Consider the following 21,887-nt stretch of genomic DNA (forward strand, 5'->3'; position numbering starts at 1 on the left):
CCGCGGCTTCCGCCCCGACGTTCGTTCCCGCATCTGCGGCATTCCCTTCCGGACTCCACGAGACCATGACCGACACCCCGAAGCCCACCGACGCCGAATTGAACAGCCTCGCAGCGATCGCCCTCCACGCCGCGTACGCCGACGGCGAGCGTGACGAGCGCGAGCGCGCGCATCTGCGCGAGATCGCCGCGAAGATCGCGGGTGACCGGATCGACCCCGCCGCGCTCGACCGCGTGACGCTATCCGGTCCGCCTCCGTTCGCGGAGATGGTGAAGCCGCTGTCGACGCCGGCGATCCGCCGCTACGCCTACGAGATCGCGGTATCCGTCGCCGCCGCCGACGGCGTGCACTCGGAGTCGGAGGCCGCCTACCTGCGCTCGCTCGCCTCGGCGCTCGGACTGCCGGCGACGGACGCAGCGAAGGTCGCCGCCGATGCCAACGCGATCGCCGCCGCGCCGGCCGGAGCGGCGGCGGCCCCGACCGGGCGTGCTTCCCCCGACCCGGCGGCGCTCGACCGTACGATCGTGAACGCCGCAGTCACCAACGCCGCGCTGGAACTGCTCCCGGAAACGCTCGCGTCGATGGCGATCCTGCCGCTGCAGGCGCGGCTCGTCTACCGCATCGGCCAAGCGCACGGCTACGAACTCGACCAGGGACACATCAAGGAATTCGTCGCGACGCTCGGCGTCGGCCTCGCGGGCCAGTATCTCGAGCAGTTCGGGCGCAAGATGCTGGGCGGTCTGCTGGGCTCGGTCCTGGGCGGCCTCGGGCGCTCGATCGGCCGGCAGACCGCGAGTTCGGGCATGGCGTTCGCGACGACCTGGGCGATCGGCCAGGTCGCGAAGCAGTACTACGGCGGCGGCCGCACGCTCGACGCGGCGAAGCTCAAGGCCGCGTTCGCGCCGCTCCTCGAACAGGGGCAGACGCTGGTGCAACGCTACGGCGGCGAGATCGCCGAGCGCGCGCGCTCGATCGACCTCAAGGACTTGCCCTCGCTCGTCAAGTCGATCTGAGCCGGCGCGCGAGCCGGAGCCAGGGATCGCCGCCGCCTGCGGCGACGAGCGAGCGGAAGCTTTCCGACACGCCGGCGGTCTTCCAGCGCAACATCGCCGCGTACGCCGCGTCGTCACGGCACAACGCGTCGATGCGCTCCGCGAGCGCCGCGGGACCGGAGAAGTCGGCGACGTCGAGCCAGCACCCCGGCGACGGCGCGAACTCCGCGATGTTCGGCGCTCCCAGCACGATCGGCACCGACCCCGCGCACAGCGGGTGGAAGAATTTCTCGGTCACGTAGTCGCGCGCGATCGAGTTCTCGAACGCGAGCGTGAAGCGGTACCGCGCGATCGTGCGGAGCTTGGCCGGCGGGCCGTCGTCGTCCGGGATCGCGCGGCCGTCGAGCGTTCTGCCGTACACGTCGACCGCGACGTGGCGCATCAATTCGGCCACGTAGGCGTCGCGTCCGCTCGACACGCGCGCGTTCGACGCGACGTAGACGACCGGCGCGGACCCGGTCTTCGCCACCGGGGCACGCGCGAGTTCCTCGGCGGACGGCAGGTAGGTCGTCCAGACATCGGTTGGACGCCGGTGCGACATCGTGAGGTCGAAGCTCCGCATGAACGCCGCGTCGTCGACCCACGGATAGTTCGTCTCGCTTTCGAGCCACCACGCGACCCAGCGCTGGCCGGGACGGCGTCCGCGCGGCAGGTCTGCGCGATCGAGCGTCGGCAGGTGGAAGACGATCGCGTCGGCGAGCGCCGCGGTTCGCCGATCGTGCACGAGTTCGCAGCCCTCGCCACCCAGGACGCGCGGCGGCCCGGCCATACGCCAGTCGTCGTTCCAGAGGAGAATCGTGCGCATCGTCGCACCGTCCGCCGCCGCGGTCCTGCGGGACGGTTCGCTCGCTGCGGGCCCGCCCGCCGTCCGCGCGCTTCCCCCGGGCGTCCGACTCAGGCGTCGGCGCTACACGCAGCGCCCGCCGTCGACCTCGAGGCAGGCGCCGGTGATGAACGAGGCCTCGTCGGAGACGAAGAACACCGCCGCGGTCGCGATGTCGGAAGGCCGCGACAGCCGGCCGAGCGGAATCGTCGCGACGAACTTCGCGCGGAGTTCCGGCGTGTCCTCGCCCATGAACTGCGCGAGCATGCCGGTCTCGCCCGCGACCGGGTTGATCACGTTGACGCGGATGTTGTCCTTCGCGAGTTCGGCCGCCATCGAGCGCGAGGTGACGATCGCGGCGCCCTTGCTGCCGTTGTACCAGGTGAGCCCGGGCCGCGGCCGCACGCCCGCGGTCGAGGCGATCGTCACGAACACGCCGCCGCGCTTCGCGCGGAAGTGCGGCACCGCGTGTTTCGCGGTCAGGTAGAGGCTCTTGACGTTGACCCGGTAGATCCGGTCGAACTCGTCCTCGGTCACCTCGAGCATCGGGCGGTTGCGATGCGTGGTGCCCGCGTTGTTGACGACCGCGTGCAGGTCGCCGTACGCCGCGAGCGTGCTCGCGACGAGGTGCGACACGTCGCGGTCGCTCGACACGTCCCCCGGGACCGCCCGCGCCGCGCCGCCCGCGGCGGCGATCTCGCGCGCGACCCGCTCGGCGGAGGCGGCGTCGAGATCGTTCACCACGATCTTCGCGCCTTCCTGCGCGAAGCGTTTCGCGATGCCCTCGCCGAAACCGGAACCGGCGCCGGTGACGATCGCAACCTTGCCGTCGAGTCTCATCGATCCCCCATCGCCGCGCGCGGAGCGCCCGGACATGTCATCGTTCGTGTGGTGCTCGAGTCGCCCGCGCGCACGGTTTCCGCGCGCCGCCGTCAACCGTGCTGCAGCACGACGGTCTTCAGCGTCGTGAAGCCGTAGAGCGCCTCGAACCCCTTCTCGCGCCCGTACCCGGAGTGCGCGACGCCGCCGAAGGGAAGTTCGACGCCGCCGCCCGCGCCGTAGTTGTTGACGAACACCTGTCCCGCCCGGATCGCGCGGGCGAGGCGCAACTGCCGCGACCCGTCGCGCGTCCACAGGCCGGCCACGAGGCCGAAGTCGGTGCCGTTGGCGAGGGTCACCGCATGGGCCTCGTCGTCGAAGGGCATCGCCGCGAGCACCGGGCCGAACACCTCCTCGCGCGCGAGGCGCGCGCCCGGCGGCACATCGCGCACGAGCGTGGGTGCGACGTAGTAGCCCGACGACGGCGCATTCGCCGCCACCGTCCCCTGCCCGGCCACCGGAAGCTTGTCGCGCGCGGCGTCGGCGAGGAAGCCGCGCACGCGGTCGAGTTGCGAGGCGCGGATCAGCGGGCCGCAGTCGCGGTCGTCGAGCGCCGGGCCGACGGTGAGCGCGCGAAACGCGCCTGCGAGCCGTTCGACGAGTTCCTCATAGCGCGAACGCTCGACCAGGAGCCGGCTCCCCGCCGAGCAGGTCTGCCCGGCGTTCTGCACGATCGCGTTGACGATCACCGGCACCGCCGCGTCGAGGTCCGCGTCGGCGAACACGACCTGCGGGCCCTTGCCGCCCAATTCCAGCGTGACCGGGCAATGCCGCTTCGCCGCATCCTGCGCGACCATCGAACCGGTCGCCGGCGACCCGGTGAACGACAGGTGATCGATGCCGGCGTGCGCGGCGAGCGCGCTGCCCGCCTCGCGCCCGAGTCCGGTGACGATATTGAGCGCGCCCTCGGGGAATCCGACTTCCGTCGCGAGTTCCGCGATCCGCAGCAGCGACAGGCACGCGTCCTCGGCCGGCTTGACCACGCAGGCGTTGCCCGCCGCGAGCGCCCCGCCGACGCTGCGCCCGAAGATCTGCATCGGATAGTTCCACGGGATGATGTGCCCGGTCACGCCGTGCGCCTCGCGCCAGGTCAGCACCGTGTAACCGGGCGAATAGGGAATCGTCTCGCCGTGCAGCTTGTCGGGCGCCCCCGCGTAGAACTCGAAGTAGCGCGCGCAGGCGGCGGCATCGGCCCGCGCCTGCTTCATCGGCTTGCCGCAGTCGCGCGCCTCGATCCACGCGAGTTCGTCGGCGTGATCCGCGATCGCGCGCGACAGCGCCATCAGCTTCCGCCCGCGTTCGGCGGGCGCGAGCTTTCCCCATGCGCCGTCGAACGCCGCGCGCGCGGCCTTCACCGCGGCGTCGATGTCGGGCGCGTCACCTCGCGCGATCGCCGCGAACGGCTTGCCGTCCGACGGGTCGATCACCGGCAGTTCCTCGCCGGTCAGCGGCGCGCGGAAGGCGCCGGCGATGAAGTGGCGGGCGGGGGTGCGGATCGAGAGCGGCGGATGGGGGGCGTTCATGCGCCCATTGTAGGCCAGCAGTCCAAAGGGGTCAGACTCGATTGAAGCAATGACCGCGCGCCGCGCCACGCGCAATCAATGGAGTCCAGCCCCTCCGATCGCGTCCTGCACATCAATCGAGTCTGACCCCTTTGACCTCCATAGTTACTCGGCAAGCGCACGGCGAACTAAGGCGTCGACTGTTCCACCATCACGATACTCGCTTGGCGGCGCCCTCGTCGTCGTAGAAGTAGCGCGTGGTCGTGGTCCCGATCGTCTTCGCCACCCGCTGGCCCAGCCCGTTGAGCTTGTAGCTCGCCACCGTCGTCGCGCCGTCAGCGAGCTTCGTGAGCCGGTTGGTGAGGTTGAACGTCGCGGTCCGCCCGTCGATCTGGGTGGGATTGCCCACCGTTTCGTAGGTGTAGCTGCGGCTGGTCGCACCGGTCAGGTTCAGCAGCTGGTTGCTGCCCGTCGCGTAGCCGTAGTTCGTCAACGCCCCGTCGACGGTCGCGTTCTGCCGGTTGCCGATCGCGTCGTAGGCGTACTGCCTCGTCGTCGGCACCGCAGCGCCGCTTTGCGCCGTGGTCAGCCGGTCCAGGTTGTCGTAACCATAGGCGTGGCTGTCCGCCGCATCGGCCGGGTCGCCGATCGCGGTGATGCGGTTGGCGTCGTCCCAGGTGAGATTGCGCCTCAAGATGCTCGTGCCGTTGCGGTACTCCCAGGAGGCGAGCCGGCCGTCCGCGTCGTAGTCCCGGTAGGTCTTGTGGCCGTTCCCCCACTGCCATGCCGCCACCGAGCTTCCCCGCCTTCGCCGCCTTCACCCAGTTTCGCAGCGTCTGCTCGACCAGCCCCAGGTCGCGCGCCACGACCGCGACCCCCTGGCCGCTGCGAACCCAATTGACCGCCAGTTCCTTGAACTCCGCCGTGAACTCCTGCTTCGGTACCTTGAACATTCCCAACCTCCATTTCGCCTATCCTATCCAAAGACCCTTGGAGGACGAAATTCGAGGGGAAGCTCACCGAACGCGATTTTGTTGGGCCACATTTTGGCCACACACGAAGTCGCGTCGGATGCTTTCCTATTGTCCAGAGGCTGGGGCTGACCCTGTTTTTCCGTGATCAGCAGCACGCATCAAATACAGGTCTAGAACGCGCTTATCAATTGCGCCTGCGGGAATCCTCGACAAGAAATCCGTCTCAAGACCCACGTCAGGAACTCCAGTCGCGGGCTTCCAATCAACCAGCGCTTTCAAGGACGCTTCGACCGTGCGCAGGTCGCCCAATTTCAATGCAATTCGGATTCGCGTTCCGTGCGCCTGCCGGTAGAACCCTTTCACTTCATTTGCCCTGTCGATGGCGCTATCTATGGCGGTCTTTGCGCGCGCGAAATCCCCTTCGTAGTAAGCGTACAAATCAGCAAGGCTGATCCAAGGGTAAGGGTCCTGCGGCGCAGCCGAAGTCCAAGTGCGGATGGCTTCCTCAGCGCGGCTAATCCTATCGCGATCCGTCGTTGCGCTCTCGTTTTCCGAGAGTTCTCGGATCAATTCCGAGCATAGCGATCCATGAACAAAGCTGATTTCATCTTCCGTTTGGGCACGAGATATTGCCCTTCGAAGAAGTGGCTTGATGTCGGCGTGAGCATCCTTTCCGCGTGCCTCGCCAATTTGCGTCTCGATCTCATTGATTAGGCTCGTAGTCATTCTTAGCCCCGGTCCGGCGTCCATTCCGGCGGTTCATCAGGATCAGGCTTACCACCGTTGCGAATGCAGAGACCTCGCCGATACGCGGCACGATCCCTGCACGCTTGTACCCATCGGTAGCCAAATCCTGTCCACTTGCTGCATTTCCCGTCCTCACGCTCCCAACGGTCATGACAGAAATTGTCCGGGGCACATGCATTCCGCACGATTATCGTCATCGCACATAGTGCAGGCGAAATCATGCATAGCTCACCCGGGCTCGGGATGGGGAACTCGGGAATGTGGAAACCCGGTGGCGGAGTCCCCGGTAGTCCGGGTATGGGTGGCGGCGAAATCGGCGCCACGATAGGCGGTGGTGGCAGTACTACTTGTCGGCCATCCGGATCAGAACGCGCCACAGGGTTGGCGCCGACATAGCCGTAAGTGTTGATGCCTCCATTCAACCCGATAGGGTCGGACTCAGTTAATCTGCCGATAGCCGGGTCGTAATCGCGGAAGTAGTTGTAGTGCGTGCCGTTCTCGGCATCGTACTGCTGGCCGGGGAAGCGCAGGTTGTAGCTGAACGTGCCGAGCCCGCCGGGGTTCTCGTTCGCGGGGTTCGCCCCGAACGGGTCGGCGTGGTCCCACCGCCACACGATGGCGTCATCGCTCGGCCGCGTGACCGCCCTGGGCGTGGCGAGCTGGTCCGCGTGCACGTAGTAGACCGCCACCGGCGTCGGGCTCCCGCTCCCCGTCGGCCTCAGTGTGGCCACCGGCAGGTCGTCGAGCCAGATGGTCTCCTGGATCAGCGCCCCGTTCTTCGCGTACTCCCCCACGAGCCGCCCCTCGTCGTCGTAGAAGTAGCGCGTGGTCGTGCTCCCGATCGTCTTCGCCACCCGCTGGCCCAGCCCGTTGAGCTTGTAGCTCGCCACCGTCGTCGCGCCGTCAGCGAGCTTCGTGAGCCGGTTGGCGAGGTTGTACGTCGCGGTCCGCCCGTCGATCTGGGTGGGATTGCCCGCCGCGTCGTAGGTGTAGCTGCGGCTGGTCGCACCGGTGAGGTTCAGCAACTGGTTGCTGCCCGTCGCGTAGCCGTAGTTGGTGAGCGCCCCGTCGACGGTCGCGTTTTGCCGGTTGCCGATCGCGTCGTAGGCGTACTGCCTCGTCGTCGGGACCGCAGCGCCGCTTTGCGCCGTGGTCAGCCGGTCCAGGTTGTCGTAACCATAGGCGTGGCTGTTCGCCGCATCGGCCGGGTCGCCGATCGCGGTGATGCGGTTGCCGTCGTCCCAGGTGAGATCGCGCCTGAGAATGCTCGTGCCGTTACGGTACTCCCAAGAGGCGAGCCGGCCGTCCGCGTCGTGGTCCCGGTAGGTCATGTGGCCGTTCCCCCACTGCCACGCCGCCACCGGGCCGAACGGCTCGTAGGCCCCCGCCGAGATGAGCGGGGATCCGTTCAGCGTGACCCCCGTGATCCGGCCGTTGTCCCACGCGTAGCCGATCTGCTGGCCGGAGGGCGTCGTGATCCCGGTCAGGCGCCCGTCGGTCCAGGTGTACGTCTGCGTGAGCGTCACCGACCCCGACACCTGCGAACGGCTCGCCACGCGGCCCTGCGTCGTGTAGGTCCAGTTCGTGGTGCCCGAGGGATCGACCAGCTTCGTGATCCTCCCCTTCGCATTCGGCGCCCCCGTCGTCCCACCATCCCAGGTGTAGGTGTGGGTCTCGGTGGTGAAGCCGGTCTGCGTGTGGGCGATCTTGGTCACCCGACCCGCCGCATCGTAGGTGTAGGTCGCCTTCGCGCCCCGCGCGTCGGTCGAGGTCTTGAGATTGCCGGCGTTGTCGAAAGTCCGGACGCTCGTCCCGGTGTCGGGCGAGACCTGGCTCACCTGGTTGCCCAGGCCGTCGTAGCCGTAGGTCGTGACCAGATTGCGCGGGTCGGTGACCGAGGTCAGGTTGCTCGACGTGTCGTAGGCGTATTGCGTGACCCCGTTGCCCGGATCGGTGACCGTCAGCAGGCGGTTGAGCGCGTCGTACGTGGACGTCGTGGCGTTGTTGAGCGGGTCGGTCGAGGTGAGACGGTTGCCGTTGCCGTCGTAGGTCATCACCGTGGCCTGCGACTGCGCCCCCACCTCCTGCGCGAGCCGGTTCAGGCTGTCGTAGACCCGCGTGCGGGTGCGGGCCAGCGATCCCGCCGGGTCGAACGCCTGCTCCGCCGTGCGATTGCCCATCCCGTCGAGCGTGTAGACGACCTTGTTGCCCAAGCCGTCGTGCACCTCGGTCAGCCGATGCGCGGCGTCGTAGACGTAGAAGAGCGTCGCGCCGTCGGGCATCTCGACCCCGGTCAACTGGCCGGCGAGGTCGTAGGCGTAGACGGTGAGCTCGCCGCCGACGTCGCGCGAGGTGAGCCTGCCGCGCGCGTCGTAGGTCATCGTCGTCACAAGCCCGTTCGGGTCGGTCATCGAGACGAGTCGATTGCCGGCGTCGTAGGACGTGTACTGCGTCACGTGCCCGAGCGGGTTGGTGAGCGTGGCGATCTGGCCGCGCTTGCCGAGGTCGGGGTCGGTGTCGGAATGGTAGGTGGTCGTCGTGACCTTGTTGTTGGGGTCGGTCGCGGTGAGCACCCGGCCGAACGTGCCGTAGGTCCACTTCCACGTCCGCGTGATCGTGGTCGCCGTCCCGTCGTTCTTCGGCGCGGTGATCCGCTTCTGCGTCAGGTTGCCCGACGCGTCGTACGTGAACGCGGTCGTCTTGGTGCCGCCAGGCGCGGGCTCGACGATCGTGGCGGGCAACCTCCACGTCGCATGCCACGTCGTGGTGACCTTTCGGACATCCGGACGGTTGGGCGGACTGGCGAGGACCGCAGAGCAAACCTCGGCCGAGCTCGCGCCCTCCAGCCGCGAAGTCTCCAGATTGCGTGTCGTGTCGTAGGCGTAGCAGGTCTTCTTGTCGCGGAAATCCGTGCTCGAGGCAAGGTTGCCATTGACGTCGTATGTCATGGCACTTGCGGCTCCAGATACCCCGCAGGACGCACAGGGCTGAGTAGCGCTCGCAAGCTTCGTTACGCCGTGCAGCTCAATGAATGTTCTGTCGCTCGTATATCCGCGCGGATCGGTCACCCGCAACTTCGGGCCGGCCACAGTCGCGATTGACCAGCGATTCACACCTCCCGCCAACGCTGTGACAACCGCGCTTCCATAGCTATCGTAGGTGTAGGTCGCATATCGCGCGCCCAACTCGTCCGTGATTCCAGTGAGCGCGTTCTTGAATGTGGCGTTTTCATAGTGATATCGACGCGTCGTCGGCCCTGGACCGTTCACCTCCGTCAAGTTGTTCTGGTCGTCGTACACGTAGCCGAATACATTGCCACTGGCATCAGTCATCGACGCCACCAATCCATTGGTGCCGAATGTCACGTCAATAGCGTGTCCGAACACGTCCGTGACGCTTGAAAGCCGCTCAGCGACGTAATGCAGATCCAATCGATAGCCGGCACGATTGGACAGTGACGTCAGCCGCCCGTTTACGTCATACGTTTCCACTTCTTCGTCGCGGCCGCTTACGTACTTCCAGCCGGTCTGTACTCCCGCCCCATCGACGACGACCGTCAGTCGATCAATGACATCGGGGTCGGGCAACCACGCTGAGCCAACTCGATTGAAGAAGTAGATCTTTCCGTCAGGGCGCACCGCCCACACCGTGCCGTCGGCGCCATAGTCGTAGTGGATCAGATTCCGGTCGAGCGTGCTGGCCCACCTTCGGCCGAAGTAAGTTGGAACTGGCACCCCGTCTGTCTCGAGGCCTGTGGGAGCGCCCGCGCTGTTGTAGGTCCGCGCGAACACCATGGACATCGAACCCGAGCCGATTGCGAAGTCGACTTCGACTTCAAACTTGTTGAAGATGCCCGTATGAATTGGATTCCCGACTCCGACGCTAGCACCCGTGCTGTCGCATGGCCCTTTGTTCTTGTTCGGGTCTACCCCAACACGCTGACAGTACATCGCATCCGTACCACTGAATGAGTCGGTCCATCCTTGCACGCAACCGGCCCATGGCACGCCCGAGACGAACTCCTTCACCTGGTAGCCCGGCAGTGGACAATACTTCGGCTTCTGTGTGAACTGCTGGTATGGGTTGTAGGGAGGCGCGCTTAGATCGCGACACGCACCCCCTGGAAAATAAGCGGGGCGGGTGTCGTCTGGAATATAGGTCAGTGTCCTCGTTCCAAACCCAAGGTAATCACACGCCTGCTGAGGAGAGTCGAACCCGCCTCCCCAGGCGGTACACCAGGTTTGGATTGGCTTGACTTTGCCGGAGATGACTTGCGCACCCGATGACGCTGCAAGCACCAGTGCTGAGAACACAAATGCCGTCCTGCAAACGCATCGGACAACACCGGCAAGTGTCGTGCCGGGCACGCCTCTTACGCGCAATGGCATTGCATTCCCCTTGATGGCGCTCCTTGCACGCTGCGCAGTCGATTCGAACGGCCTCGACCGCTCCTGCAGACGCCTCTCGGGTTCACTCTGCCATCGGATCGCCGCAGCGCGGCTCACTTCTTCGGCACGAACTTGTGCGCGAGCGTGTTCTCGTCGACCCGCGGCGTGTAGGCGATGCCGTCGCGCGTCGCCCACAGGCTCACCTGGAAGTGCAGCGGGATGATGCCGGTGTCGCCGATCGCGATCTCGGCCGCGCGCTGCAGGTAGGCCTCGCGCTTGATGTCGTCGACGGTCATCAGCGCGTCCTCGGTCAGCGCGTCGACCTTGCCGTTGCTGTAGCGGCCGCGGTTCGCGGTGCCGAAGCCCTTGTCGCGGTTCCAGGTCATCACCAGCGCCTTCAGCGACGACGACGCCTCGCCGGTGCCGGTCGACCAGCCGACGAGGATCACGCTGAACTTGAGTTCCGTCGCCTGCGGGAAGAAGGTCGCCGAGGGCATCGCGACGACCTCGGTCTTCACGCCGGCGCGCGTCCACATCTGCGCGAGCGCCTGCGCGATCTTCGCGTCGTTGACGTAGCGGTTGTTGGTCGCGTGGATCGTCATCGCGAAGCCGTCCGGATAGCCGGCCTTCGCGAGCAGCGCCTTCGCGCCCTCCGGGTCGTATTTCTCCACCTTCAGGTTCTTCGTGGCGCCGAACAGGAAGTCGGGCACGAACTGGCCCGCGGGCACCGCCTCCTTCTCCATCACGCGCTCGACGATCAACGGGCGGTTGATCGCCATCGACAGCGCCTTGCGCACGTTCGGGTCCTTGAGCGGATTGCGGTCGAGCGCCTTGCCGTCCTTCGCGGTCACGAACGGCGTGACCGCGCGGTCGCTGTCCATGTGCACGTACATCAGCCGGTCGGAGACCTGGCGGAAGATCGACAGGCGCTTGTCGGACGCGAGCTTCGCGACGTCCGCGGTCGGCACGTTCTCGATCGCCTGCACGTCGCCGGACAGGAGCGCGGCCACGCGCGCGGCGTCGTTGGTGATGAGGCGCAGCGTCACCTTCTCCCACGGCGTCCTGCCGCCCCACCACGCGTCGTTCCGCGCGAGTTCGATGCGGTCGCCCTTCGCGTAGCGGACGAGCTTGTAGGGTCCGGTGCCGATCGCGGCCTTGCCGCTGTTGAACTCCTCGGTCGTGCCCTTCGCAGCCTCCTTCGACACGATCGCGATCTGCGTCATGTCGGTGGGCATCAGCGGGTAGGGCTGCGCGGTGTGGAAGCGGATCGTGTACGGATCGACGACGTCGATCTTGCGGATCTGCTTCGTGTAGGCGGTGAACGGGCTCGGGCTCTTGGGCACGTTCGGCACGCGCTCGATCGACGCGACGACGTCCGCGGCGGTGAAGTCGCTGCCGTCGGAGAACTTGACGCCGCGGCGCAGCTTGAATTCCCAGACCGTCGGTTCGACCGCCTTCCACTCGGTCGCGAGACCGGGCATCGGCTGCGACTTCTCGTTGCGCCGCACCAGCGTGTCGAACAGGTGCGCCGCGACGGCGTTGTTCGGCGTCAGGTTGTGGTAGTGCGGATCGATCGACGTCACGTCGGCGCCGAGCCCGACGACGAGATTCGCGGCATGGACGGACAGCGCCGCGGACGCAACGGCCACGACGGCGAGCTTGCGGATCGACCTCATGCGGGACTCCGGCGAGTGGACCGCGGCACCGACGCGCCGCGCGGGCGCCAAGGATAGCAAGCGGCCGAGCGTTTGTAACAGGCCGTGTCGGGCCGCCCGGACCGTCAACCGGGAGCGCGAAGCGCCCGTTGAGGCGACGACAGGCATGCAACGCGCATGCCCCTCGGCAAGGAGAGCTTCCGTGAACCGCACCGTCTCATCGACCGTCTTCGCCGCCACGATCGCCGTTGCGACCGGGTTGGTCGCACTTCCCGTCCATGCCGGCAACGTCTCCTGGGGCGTGTCGGTCGGGGTTCCGGGCTTCTCGATCTATGCCGGCCAGCCGACCCGCGGATGGGCGCCGTGGCCGGTCGTGCGGCCGGTCGCGCCGGTGGTCGTGGCAGCGCCGGTGTTCGCTCCACCCGTGGTGGTCGCGCCGCCGGTCGTGGTCGCACCCCCGGTCATGGTCGCGCCGCCGGTCGTCTGGCGTCCGGTCGTGCGCCCGTGGGTGCGTCCGGTGCCGGTCCACCGGCCGCACCGCGTCGTCTATCGGGGCTGGTAGCTGGGTGGTACGGGTTCGGGCCCCAGCGAGATCCGCGCGGGCCGTGCAACGGCGCCCAATGCGCCGCCACCGGAGACTCCGTCGCCCCTGTCAACTGTCAACTGTCAACTGACAACTGACTACCGAACGTACCGTATCCGGTAGACCGCACCGGCGGAATCGTCGCTGACCAGGAGCGACCCGTCCGGTGCGACGGCGACATCCGCCGGTCGTCCCCACACCGAGCCGCTGTCGAGCCAACCCTCGGCGAACGGCTCGTAGGCGATCGCGCGGCCCTCGCCGTCGAACCGCACGAGCGTGACCCGGTAGCCGATCTTGGTCGAGCGGTTCCACGACCCCTGCTCGGCGATGAACACCTGGTCGCGGTACGCGGCGGGAAACTGCGTGCCGTCGTAGAAGCGCATGCCGAGCGCCCCGACATGGGGGCCCAGCTTCTGCGCGGGCGCGACGAACTCGCTGCACGCGCGCCGCGCTCCGTACTGCGGATCGGCGATCGTGCCGCCGTGGCAGAACGGGAATCCGAAGTGCTCGCCCGCACGCGCGGCGCGGTTGAGTTCGTCGGGCGGCAGATCGTCGCCCATCCAGTCGCGGCCGTTGTCGGTGAACCACAGATCCTTCGTGCGCGGATGCCAGTCGAAGCCCACGCTGTTGCGCACGCCGCGCGCGATGACCTCGTAGCCGCTGCCGTCCGGATTCATGCGGCCGATGTTCGCGTAGCGCTCCGGATCCGGGTCGCACACGTTGCACGGCGCGCCGACCGGCACGTAGAGCTTGCCGTCGGGTCCGAACGCGATGAACTTGCGGCCGTGGTGCCCGTCGGTGGGGAATCGCTCGGTGACCACGACCGGCGCGGGCGGATCGTCGAGTCGGCGCTCGATGCCGTCGTAGCGCAGGATGCGGCTCACCGCGGACACGTAGAGCGCGCCGTCGCGGAACGCGACACCGGCCGGTTCGCGCAGGCCGCGCGCGATCACGCGCACGACCGCCGGACCGCGGGCCGGCATCGACACCGCGTGGACGAATCCGTTGTTGCTGCCGACGAACAGCGTCCCCTCGCTGCCGAAGGTCATGCCGCGGGCGTTGGGCACGCGCGCGACGAGTTCGATCGAAAAGCCCGCAGGCAGCCGGATCTTCTCGAGCGGCAACGGCGACTGCGCGAGCGCGGCGCCGCAGCCCAGGACACTGGCAAGCAGGGCGGCGAAGCGGGAGCGACGCATGACCCCTCCTCGAGGCGCGATGCCGCCATCATCGCAGCACGCCATCGGCGCCGGCAACGGTGCTATGCTGCCCGTTCCCGCTAACGCCCTGCCCCACAGGCGATGAACGCTCCCGACCGCCGGCTCGACGTCCCCGAGGCGGGCGAAATGGCCGTGCGCGACGCCCGCGACCTCGCGGCGTGGGACATGATCGTCCGGCTCGTCGCCTTCGACACGACGAGCCGCGAATCGAACCTCGCGCTGATCGAGTGGGTGCGGGACTACCTCGCGGGCTTCGGCATCGCGTCCTCGCTCACCTACGACGACACCCGCCGCAAGGCGAACCTGTTCGCGACGCTGCCCGCGCGCGACGGCAACGTGCGCGAGAACGGCATCGTGCTCTCCGGGCACACCGACGTCGTCCCGGTGGACGGGCAGCCCTGGGACACCGATCCGTTCACGGCCACCCCGGTCGGCGATCGCGTGCACGGCCGCGGCGTCACCGACATGAAGAGCTTCTCGGCGACGGCCCTCGCGCTGGTTCCGCTGTTCCTGTCGAAGCCGCTCGCGCGCCCGCTGCACTTCGCGCTCTCCTACGACGAGGAGGTCGGCTGCATCGGCGTGCGCCGGCTGATCGCCGAACTCGCGCCGCAGGGCGTGCATCCGGCCGGCTGCATCGTCGGCGAGCCGACCGGCATGCGGCTCGTCGTCGCGCACAAGGGCAAGAAGAGCTGGCGCTGCCGGGTGCGCGGCCACGAGGCCCACAGCTCGCTCACGCCGCACGGCGTCAACGCGGTCGAGATCGGCGCGAGGCTCGTCGCCCGCCTCGCCGACATCGCGCAACGCTTCCGCGCGTCCGGCGGTCGCGACGAAGGCTACGACGTCCCCTGGACCACCGTGCACGTCGGCACGATCCGCGGCGGCACCGCGCTCAACATCGTGCCGCGCGACTGCACGTTCGACTTCGAGGTGCGCCATCTGCCGTTCGACGACCCCGACGCGGTCTTCGCCGAGATCCGCGACTACGCGCAGACCTTCCTGCCCGAGATGCACGCGGTCGCGCAGGACACGGGCATCGCGTTCGAGACGCTCTCCACGATGCCCGGCTTCGACACGGCCGACGGCACCGAGGTCGCGACGCTCTCGCACGCATGCAGCGGCGCCGAGGGGACCGGCAAGGTCTCGTTCGGCTCCGAAGCGGCGTTGTTCCATGCCGCCGCCATCCCGACCGTGATCTGCGGCCCCGGCCACATCGCGCAGGCCCACCAGCCGAACGAGTGGTGCGCGGTCGAGCAACTCGCGCGCTGCGAACGCTTCATGCGCCGGCTCGCGGCGCGGCTGCACGCCGCGTGAAGGCGGGTCCGGCCTCCGGCGCCGGTTCGCCGCCGCCGTTCACGGGCACGCCGCCGATCGAGATCCCGTTTCCCGACCTCTCGCGCTGGGCTGCCGGCAACTCCGGCGTGCCGTTCGTGTGGACGTTCTCCGCGCGCGAACCCGGCCCCCACGTCGTCGTGCAGTCGTTGACCCACGGCAACGAAGTGTGCGGCGCGATCGCCGTCGACCGCCTGCTCGACGAGGGCCTGCGCCCCGCGCGCGGGACGGTGAGCTTCGTGTTCGCCAACGTCGGAGCGTACCGTTCGTTCGACCGCGCCGACCCGTTCGCGTCACGCTGCCTCGACGAGGACTTCAACCGCGTCTGGTCCGCCGAGGTGCTCGGCGGCACGCGCCAGACGCGCGATCTCGCGCGCGCGCGCGAACTCCGTCCGGTCATCGACCGCGCCGATGCGCTCCTCGACCTCCACTCGATGACCGACCCCTGCCCTCCGCTCGCGCTCGCCGGCACGCGCGACAAGGGCCTCGCGCTCGCGCGCGCGGTCGGCGTGCCGCCGTGGATCATCATCGACGCCGGCCATGCCGCCGGGAAACGCCTGCGCGACTACGCATTCTTCGACGACCCCGCCGACCCGCGCGCGGCGCTCCTGGTCGAATGCGGCCAGCATTGGGAGCGCGCCGCTCCCGAGGTCGCGCTCGAATCGACGCTGCGTTTCCTCGCCCACTTCGGCACGATCCCGCGGTCCGCACTCGATGCGCGCGTCGGCACAGCCACGCCCCCGCCGCAGCGCGCGATCGCGATCACCCGCGTCGTCACGATCGCGACCGAAGCCTTCGCGTTCACGCTGCCGGTCCACGGGCTGATGGTCGTGCCGACAGCCGGGACGGTGATCGCGCACGACGGCGCGGAGGAGATCGCCACGTCGCACGACGACTGCGTCCTGATCATGCCGACGCGCCGGCCGAAGATCGGCGAAACGGCGGTACGACTCGGCCGGTTCGTCTGATCGGGGGTTCCGGCCGACGGTCGCCAGTCGATCCGCGGCGCTGCTCGTCGGACTCAGCGGATCACGTCCGCGAGCCGCGTCGCCGCCGCGTCCACGCGCATCCCCGCCTCGACACCGCGCGCGAGCGCCGCGGCGTTGACGCGCGACAGCACGCCGCTCCCCCACATCGAGCGCGCGTCGCCGATCCGCGCGCTGCGATGATCGACGCAAGCTGCGGGGATGCCCCGTGCATCGAGCACCGGCAGCCGCGAGCATCCGGCGTCGTCGCGGCCGATGCCCGCGTCGTGGAAGAACGCCGCTGACGCGTCGACAGGAAGCGCACTGGCCGGATCGCCGCCGTGCAGGCCGCCGTGCGAGCCGATGACGAGCACGCAGCCGGCGTCGGCAGCGACGACACCGCCGATGGAATCCAGGCCGACGATGGCGCGCCGATCGGGACGGCCCTCGGCGAGCACGACGCGCGCTTCGCGTTGCGCGGGGAGCGAGCCGCTCGGCATCGCCGCCGCGTGCAGGTGCGCGATGGCATCGCGACAGGACATGCCGGCGCCGACCCCGAGAGCGCGCGCAGGTGCATTCGCGTACGAGATCACCCCGCGTTCGAGCGTGTCCGCGGCGACGGCGATGCGCGCCGACGTGTGCGCGACGGCGGCAGCGGCCATGCCGGCGTCCTCGAGCGCCTCGATGCCGGCGATGCCGGCGTCATCGAGGCCGCATCCCGCGTCGTTGAAGATCGCCGCGCGCACGCCGGCCGCGAACGCGTAGTGCGCCGCGATCAGGCCCCCGTGCGACCCGGTGACCAGCACCGCGCCCGGTGCACGCGAGGGCAGCGCGGTGACGCTGTCCGCGACGACGAGATCCGCGGTCATTTCGCCGCGGCCGGCACCGGGATCGCAGCCTCCCGCGTCTCGCGCGACAGCGCGACCGCCCGCTTCGCCGCGGCGACGAGATCGGCGCCGATCACCTGCTCGCGCATCGCTCGCGCTCGCGCGGCGGCAGCGGCGAACGCGTCGAACCCGGCGCGCGTCAACCGCGTCTCGCCCATGCCGGCGGCCACGAGTTCGCGCTCCGCGGCCGCCTCGCGCGCCTGCGCGCCGCTCTCGCGCGCCACCGCCCGTGCAGTCGCGAGCGCGCTCGCGCGCTGCGCGTCGGTCCATCCGTCCCACACCGGCCGGCGCACCGCGAACAGCATCGCGTCGCCGAACGCGCCGAGGTGCGCGAGCTGGCGGTAGCCGGTCGCGGGAAAGCGCGCCGCGACGAAGCCGGTCGCCATGCCGTCCTGGCCGTCGAGCTTCCCCGCGGCGAGCGCTTCCTGGGCCTGCAGGAAACTCATCGCCTCCGGACGCGCGCCGAGCGCGGCCAGCGTCTCGATCACCGGTGCGCCGCCGGTCACGCGCAGGCGCAGTCCCGCGAGGTCGGCAGGCGCGCGCACGGCGCGATCGACGGTGGCCAGCGCGCGGTGTCCGAGCGGCGCCATCGCCACAATGACCACTCCGGCATCCACCGCGCGCTTCATGACGATCGCGGCGACCTCCGGCTCGGCGACGAGCGCGGCGAGGTCCTCCGGTTCCGGGGCGATCCAGGGCAGAGCGTAGACGCCTCCCGCCGGAAACTGCGCCGACCACGCGAGCGCGGAGCCCACCGCGAGGTCGGCGCCGCCGTCGCGCAGCGCGAAGAACTCGCGCGCGGGGTCGCGCTGCGCGAGCGAGGCGCCGGGATGCGCCTTCGCGACGATGCGGCCAGCGGACGCAGCCGCCATCGCCTCCACCCACGCCTTGGCTGCGGCACCGAGCGGAAACGCCGGCGCAACCGCAACCGACAACTTGAGTTCGGGCAGGGACGGGTCGACCGCCTGCGACTGGCAGGACGAGGTCGCGAGCATCAGCACGATAACCGCCATCGCCCGGGTCGGGCATCGATTCCATCGTTTCCGTGCTCCCATCCGCATCCGCGGCAGTCTAGCAGTCGAGCGCCCGCGTTCTCCCTGAATTAGACTGTCCGCGCGATCGATCGTATCGCGCCGCCATGCTGCCCCCCGACCTGCCGCTCCCCGCGTTCGCCGGCCGCTGGACGCCCGAGTCGCTCGCCGCGGCGAGAACGCTGCTCGACGCGACCGTCCGTGCCGCGCGTGCCGGCGGGGCCGCACCGATGCTCGAAGGCGGCACGCTCCTCGGGCACGTGAGACATCGGGAGGCGGTCATCCCCTGGGACGACGATCTCGACCTCGCGGTCGACCGCGAGATGTTCGAGCCCTGCGTCCGGGCGATTGGCGGGGAACCTGGCCTGTCGGTGCAGGTCGTCGCCAACGCCCGCTACGGCACCTTCGCCCAGGTCCGGCGCTCCGGGGCCGGTGCCGCGGGCGCTGGAGCGCACTGGCCGGCGGTAGACCTCTTTCCTTTCGCTGTCGAGGGCGCGAAGGTCCGGTTCTACGCGAGCGGCAGGGCGACGCTCGCGGTCGAACGGAGCGATGTCCTGCCGCTGCGTGACGCGACCTTCGAAGGCGTGATGGTCGCGTGCCCCGCGCGAGCGGACCGGGTGCTCGACGCGATGTTCTCGAACTGGCGCATCGAGTTCGATTCGGGCGGATGGGATCACCGCCACGACCGTCCGCGCGAGAAGCGGCAGCTCGTCCGCTGGAACCCTGCGGCGAACCCGCCCATGGCCACCACGCCGATGCCCGGCGCACCGATCGCAGCGCTCTGCGGGCGCCTGTTCGCATCGGGGCTGTTGCAGCGGCTCGCTCTGCCATCGTGGCGGCCGAGGCGTGCCAGGCGCGGTCGCGTCGTCTACACCGACATGTGCGCCGATCTGTTCCACGCGGGCCATGTCAACTTTCTCCGACAAGCGCGCGCGCTCGGCGACTGGCTCGTCGTCGGCATCCACGACGACGCGACGATCGCGGGCTACAAGGGTGCGCCGGTGCAGACGCTCGAAGAGCGCGTGGCGGCTGTTGCCGCCTGCCGCCACGTCGACCAGGTGGTGCCCGGCGTCCCTCTCGAGGTGTCGCCGCGCTACCTGGACGCGCTCGGCGTCGATGTCGTGTGCCACGCCGACGAGATCGACGCGGCGGCGCGCGATCGCATGTACGGCGAGATCCTCGCGTCTCACGGGCTCGAACTCGTGCCCTACACCTCAGGAATCTCGACGCGAGAGCTGCGCGCGCGCGTGCTCGCGGCCGCCCCTCGGGACCCTTCCGGGAACGGCGACCGTTCACGCCAGTAGCGGGCGTCGGCCGCGCGCGTGCGCGCGACCGCGGACAGGCCGTCCGCTCCCGCATCGAACGCGACTGCGCCGTCGCGGTCCGTGCGCGCGATCGCGGCCCCCCTCCCGACGTAGCGCGCCACCACCTCGGAGCGCGGATGCCCGAAGCGGTTGCGGTAGCCCGAGGCGATGACCGCGAGCACGGGATCGACCGCCGCGACGAACGCGCGCGTCGACGAGGTCCGGCTGCCGTGATGCGGCACGACGATCGCGTCGGCGCGCAGCGCATCGCGGTCGGTGGCGAGGAGCCACGCCTCGCTCCGCGCCTCGACGTCGCCCGCGAGGAGCACACGCGCTCCGGCGGTGCGCACGCGGAGCACGCAGGACAGGTCGTTGGCCTTGACGCGCGGATCGTCGTAGCGGGCGGGCGGCGGATGCAGCAGGTCGAAGTCCACGCCGTCCCACGACCAGTGCATCCCGGCGACGCAACGTTCGCCACGAAAGTCGTCGGGAAGCGGGGACGACCACAACGGATGATCGGCGGCGAGCGACGAGAGCATCCGGGACACCGGGACCATCGCGAGCAACGAAGCTGCGCCGCCCGCGTGGTCGGCGTCGCCGTGGCTCACGACGAGCGCATCGACCCGCGCGACACCCTCGCGCCGGAGGAACGGCGCGACGATGCGCGAGCCCGCGTCGGCGATCTCGGTCCAGCCCGGCCCGGTGTCGTAGACCAGCGTGCGCGAGCGCGTCCGCACGACGACCGACAGCCCCTGACCCACGTCGAGCACGGTGATGCGCGCCACGCCCGCCGGCGGCGGCTCGGGCGTCACGAGCGCGAGCGGCGCCAGCCACAATGCGCCCAGCGCACGCCCCGGCACGCCGCGCGGCGCGAGGAGCCAGAGGACGCCGACGGCTGCGGCGGCGAGCGTCCAGCCCGCGGGAGCGTGCTGCACCCACGCGGCGCCGGGCATGGCGGCGAGCGCGGAGAGGAACGCCATCAACGGCACGAGGAAGACGTGCGCCGCGTGGAAGCACGCGTCGAAAGGCAGGAAGATGCCCGCGACCGCGAACGGCACCACCGCGAAGGTCACGACCGGGATCGCGACGGCGTTCGCGACCGGCGAGACGACCGACACCTGCCCGAACAGCGCGAGCGCGAACGGCACGAGGCCCACCGTCACCGCCCATTGCGTGCGCGCCCCTTCGCGCAAGGTCATGGCCGCACGAGCGCGCCACGACGCGGGCCGGTCGGGTGTCACGCGGCCGGCGCCGGCGTAGATCAGCACCGCGACCGCGCCGTAGGAGAGCCAGAATCCCGGCGCGAGCACCGCCCAGGGATCGAACAACAGCACGGCCGCGAGCGCCCACGCCCAGGCCACGGCGAAGCTTCCCTGTTGCAGCAACAGGAGCGCGCAGGCCCCGGTCGCCGACATTGCGAAGGTGCGCAGCGCCGGCACCTCCGCACCGGCGAGCAACGTGTAGACCCCCGCCGCGACGACACCGGCGATCGCCCCGACGCTGCGGGCGGGCAGCAGATCGGTCAACCGCACCGACCATCGCGCGATGCGGGCGACCGCGAAGGCCGCCAGCGCGGCGAGCGCGGTCACGTGCAGGCCGGACACGCTCACGAGGTGTCCGACGCCGGTGCGGTTGAACACCGTCCACTGCGCGTCGGTGATCGCCCGCTGGTCGCCGATCGCGAGCGCCGTGACCACGCCTGCGTGCGGGTCCCCTTCGAGCGCGGCGGCGATGCGCGTGCGCACGCGTTCGCGCGCGCGCTGCACGAAGTCGCGCGCGCGTGCGGCGAAGCGGTCGAGCCGCTCGTTCCCGCCGCTCGTCCGGACGTAGCCGGTCGCGCGCAGGTTGCGCTCGAGGAGCCATGCCTCCAGATCGAAGCCGCCGGGGTTCGCGTAGCCGTGCGGGCGCTTGAGCCGCACGACCAGTCGCCAGCGTTCGCCCGGCGCGACCTCCGGCGCGTCGTTGCGCCCCTCGATGTCCGGTCCGGTCGCCGTCGGGTGTGCGCGGGCCGCGCCTTCGCGCATCTCGCCCCGGAGAGCCCGAGCCCTCGCCTCGACTTCGCCCGCGGCCATCCACGACAGCGAGACGCGCGACGGCACGATCGCGTCGGGCGTTTCGACCCGCTCCACCGCGAAGGCGAAGCGCACGCCGCGCGGCGAGACGTCCGGCAGGTCGTCGACGACACCGACGATCGCGACGTCGCGGCCCTCCCACTCGGGCGCCAACGCGTCGGCGAGGCGCGTTTCCGCACGCCACGCCGCGTAGCCGAACCCCGCGAGGCCCGTGGCGAGACAGACGGCGACGACGCGCAACCCGCGGCCGGACTCGCTTCGTTCGAGCGCTCTCGCGGCCAGGATCGTGGCGATGGCGACGCCGACGCCCGCCGCGAGCCACAGCCACGGCGCTGTCGGGAGATCCGCGCAGGTCTGCAGGACGCCGACGCCGCCTGCGAATGCGGTCGGTACGGCTGGAACCATTGACGCGGGCGCGCCGATCTGCGATATGCGCATGGCGCGATGCTCGCGCGACGGGGATCCAGTCGCGATCGTCC

Annotated in this window: 16 protein-coding genes and 1 pseudogene; 5 read left to right on the forward strand and 12 right to left on the reverse strand. The window is 69.7% G+C overall.

The window, feature by feature from the left end; genetic code table 11:
- The first annotated feature begins 65 nt into the window (after positions 1–65).
- Positions 66–1,013: a DUF533 domain-containing protein gene (locus HS109_13780; protein MBE7523439.1), complete on the forward strand. Its 948-nt coding sequence runs from the start codon at positions 66–68 to the stop codon at positions 1,011–1,013.
- Here HS109_13780 and HS109_13785 read toward each other — a convergent pair.
- The 8 genes and pseudogenes from HS109_13785 to HS109_13820 all read right to left on the reverse strand — a co-directional run bounded on the left by HS109_13785 (position 1,000) and on the right by HS109_13820 (position 12,041).
- Positions 1,000–1,857 (reverse strand): alpha-1,3-fucosyltransferase, encoded by an 858-nt coding sequence (locus HS109_13785; GenBank protein MBE7523440.1) that lies wholly within the window; start codon positions 1,855–1,857, stop codon positions 1,000–1,002. The genes HS109_13780 and HS109_13785 overlap by 14 nt on opposite strands.
- A gap of 102 nt (positions 1,858–1,959) precedes the next feature.
- A complete protein-coding gene (locus HS109_13790) occupies positions 1,960–2,715 on the reverse strand; it encodes a glucose 1-dehydrogenase (GenBank protein ID MBE7523441.1) in 756 nt (251 codons plus the stop codon).
- Between the two features lie 92 nt (positions 2,716–2,807).
- Entirely contained in the window at positions 2,808–4,277 is a 1,470-nt protein-coding gene (locus HS109_13795; protein MBE7523442.1) for an aldehyde dehydrogenase family protein, read from the reverse strand.
- 190 nt (positions 4,278–4,467) lie between these two features.
- Entirely contained in the window at positions 4,468–5,049 is a 582-nt protein-coding gene (locus HS109_13800; GenBank protein ID MBE7523443.1) for a hypothetical protein, read from the reverse strand.
- A 4-nt stretch (positions 5,050–5,053) separates the two neighbouring features.
- Positions 5,054–5,209: pseudogene (locus HS109_13805) on the reverse strand (transposase).
- 126 nt (positions 5,210–5,335) lie between these two features.
- Entirely contained in the window at positions 5,336–5,956 is a 621-nt protein-coding gene (locus HS109_13810) for a hypothetical protein (protein ID MBE7523444.1), read from the reverse strand.
- 2 nt (positions 5,957–5,958) lie between these two features.
- Positions 5,959–10,005 carry an RHS repeat protein gene (locus tag HS109_13815; GenBank protein MBE7523445.1) on the reverse strand — a complete coding sequence of 1,349 codons (4,047 nt, stop codon included), beginning with the start codon at positions 10,003–10,005 and terminating at the stop codon, positions 5,959–5,961.
- A gap of 473 nt (positions 10,006–10,478) precedes the next feature.
- Positions 10,479–12,041: an ABC transporter substrate-binding protein gene (locus HS109_13820; GenBank protein MBE7523446.1), complete on the reverse strand. Its 1,563-nt coding sequence runs from the start codon at positions 12,039–12,041 to the stop codon at positions 10,479–10,481.
- A 181-nt stretch (positions 12,042–12,222) separates the two neighbouring features.
- Here HS109_13820 and HS109_13825 point away from each other — a divergent pair, with 181 nt between their 5' ends.
- Complete coding sequence (locus HS109_13825) at positions 12,223–12,582, forward strand: hypothetical protein (GenBank protein MBE7523447.1); 360 nt, start codon at positions 12,223–12,225, stop codon at positions 12,580–12,582.
- Between the two features lie 119 nt (positions 12,583–12,701).
- On the opposite strand, the gene HS109_13830 is transcribed toward HS109_13825, so the two are convergent.
- Positions 12,702–13,799 carry a sorbosone dehydrogenase family protein gene (locus HS109_13830; GenBank protein ID MBE7523448.1) on the reverse strand — a complete coding sequence of 366 codons (1,098 nt, stop codon included), beginning with the start codon at positions 13,797–13,799 and terminating at the stop codon, positions 12,702–12,704.
- Between the two features lie 102 nt (positions 13,800–13,901).
- On the opposite strand from HS109_13830, the gene argE reads away from it, so the two are divergent.
- Positions 13,902–15,131: an acetylornithine deacetylase gene (gene argE, locus HS109_13835; GenBank protein MBE7523449.1), complete on the forward strand. Its 1,230-nt coding sequence runs from the start codon at positions 13,902–13,904 to the stop codon at positions 15,129–15,131.
- On the forward strand, positions 15,128–16,117 hold the full coding sequence (locus HS109_13840; GenBank protein MBE7523450.1) for a succinylglutamate desuccinylase/aspartoacylase family protein: 990 nt from the start codon (positions 15,128–15,130) through the stop codon (positions 16,115–16,117). The genes argE and HS109_13840 overlap by 4 nt, the downstream gene beginning before the upstream one ends.
- Before the next feature lie 53 nt (positions 16,118–16,170).
- Here the strand turns inward: HS109_13840 and HS109_13845 are convergent, their stop codons facing one another.
- Both HS109_13845 and dctP read right to left on the reverse strand, forming a co-directional pair.
- Positions 16,171–16,983: a hypothetical protein gene (locus HS109_13845; GenBank protein MBE7523451.1), complete on the reverse strand. Its 813-nt coding sequence runs from the start codon at positions 16,981–16,983 to the stop codon at positions 16,171–16,173.
- Positions 16,980–18,014, reverse strand: coding sequence for a TRAP transporter substrate-binding protein DctP (gene dctP, locus HS109_13850; protein ID MBE7523452.1), 1,035 nt, complete (start codon positions 18,012–18,014; stop codon positions 16,980–16,982). Before dctP ends, HS109_13845 begins: the two co-directional genes overlap by 4 nt.
- Before the next feature lie 125 nt (positions 18,015–18,139).
- Here dctP and HS109_13855 point away from each other — a divergent pair, with 125 nt between their 5' ends.
- Positions 18,140–19,336 (forward strand): adenylyltransferase/cytidyltransferase family protein, encoded by a 1,197-nt coding sequence (locus tag HS109_13855; protein ID MBE7523453.1) that lies wholly within the window; start codon positions 18,140–18,142, stop codon positions 19,334–19,336.
- On the opposite strand, the gene HS109_13860 is transcribed toward HS109_13855, so the two are convergent.
- Positions 19,240–21,846 carry a DNA internalization-related competence protein ComEC/Rec2 gene (locus HS109_13860; protein MBE7523454.1) on the reverse strand — a complete coding sequence of 869 codons (2,607 nt, stop codon included), beginning with the start codon at positions 21,844–21,846 and terminating at the stop codon, positions 19,240–19,242. The genes HS109_13855 and HS109_13860 overlap by 97 nt on opposite strands.
- Positions 21,847–21,887 lie beyond the last annotated feature (41 nt).

Source organism: Burkholderiales bacterium, from assembly GCA_015075645.1.
GTDB lineage: Bacteria > Pseudomonadota > Gammaproteobacteria > Burkholderiales > Casimicrobiaceae > VBCG01.

Coding starts and splice junctions, on each gene's coding strand:
- HS109_13855 (MBE7523453.1), top strand. CDS start 18,140: ATGCTGCCCCCCGACCTGCCGCTCCCCGCGTTCGCCGGCCGCTGGACG.
- HS109_13830 (MBE7523448.1), bottom strand. CDS start 13,799: ATGCGTCGCTCCCGCTTCGCCGCCCTGCTTGCCAGTGTCCTGGGCTGC.
- HS109_13810 (MBE7523444.1), bottom strand. CDS start 5,956: ATGACTACGAGCCTAATCAATGAGATCGAGACGCAAATTGGCGAGGCA.
- HS109_13795 (MBE7523442.1), bottom strand. CDS start 4,277: ATGAACGCCCCCCATCCGCCGCTCTCGATCCGCACCCCCGCCCGCCAC.
- argE (MBE7523449.1), top strand. CDS start 13,902: ATGAACGCTCCCGACCGCCGGCTCGACGTCCCCGAGGCGGGCGAAATG.
- HS109_13845 (MBE7523451.1), bottom strand. CDS start 16,983: ATGACCGCGGATCTCGTCGTCGCGGACAGCGTCACCGCGCTGCCCTCG.
- HS109_13860 (MBE7523454.1), bottom strand. CDS start 21,846: ATGCGCATATCGCAGATCGGCGCGCCCGCGTCAATGGTTCCAGCCGTA.
- HS109_13790 (MBE7523441.1), bottom strand. CDS start 2,715: ATGAGACTCGACGGCAAGGTTGCGATCGTCACCGGCGCCGGTTCCGGT.
- HS109_13785 (MBE7523440.1), bottom strand. CDS start 1,857: ATGCGCACGATTCTCCTCTGGAACGACGACTGGCGTATGGCCGGGCCG.
- dctP (MBE7523452.1), bottom strand. CDS start 18,014: ATGGCGGTTATCGTGCTGATGCTCGCGACCTCGTCCTGCCAGTCGCAG.
- HS109_13820 (MBE7523446.1), bottom strand. CDS start 12,041: ATGAGGTCGATCCGCAAGCTCGCCGTCGTGGCCGTTGCGTCCGCGGCG.
- HS109_13780 (MBE7523439.1), top strand. CDS start 66: ATGACCGACACCCCGAAGCCCACCGACGCCGAATTGAACAGCCTCGCA.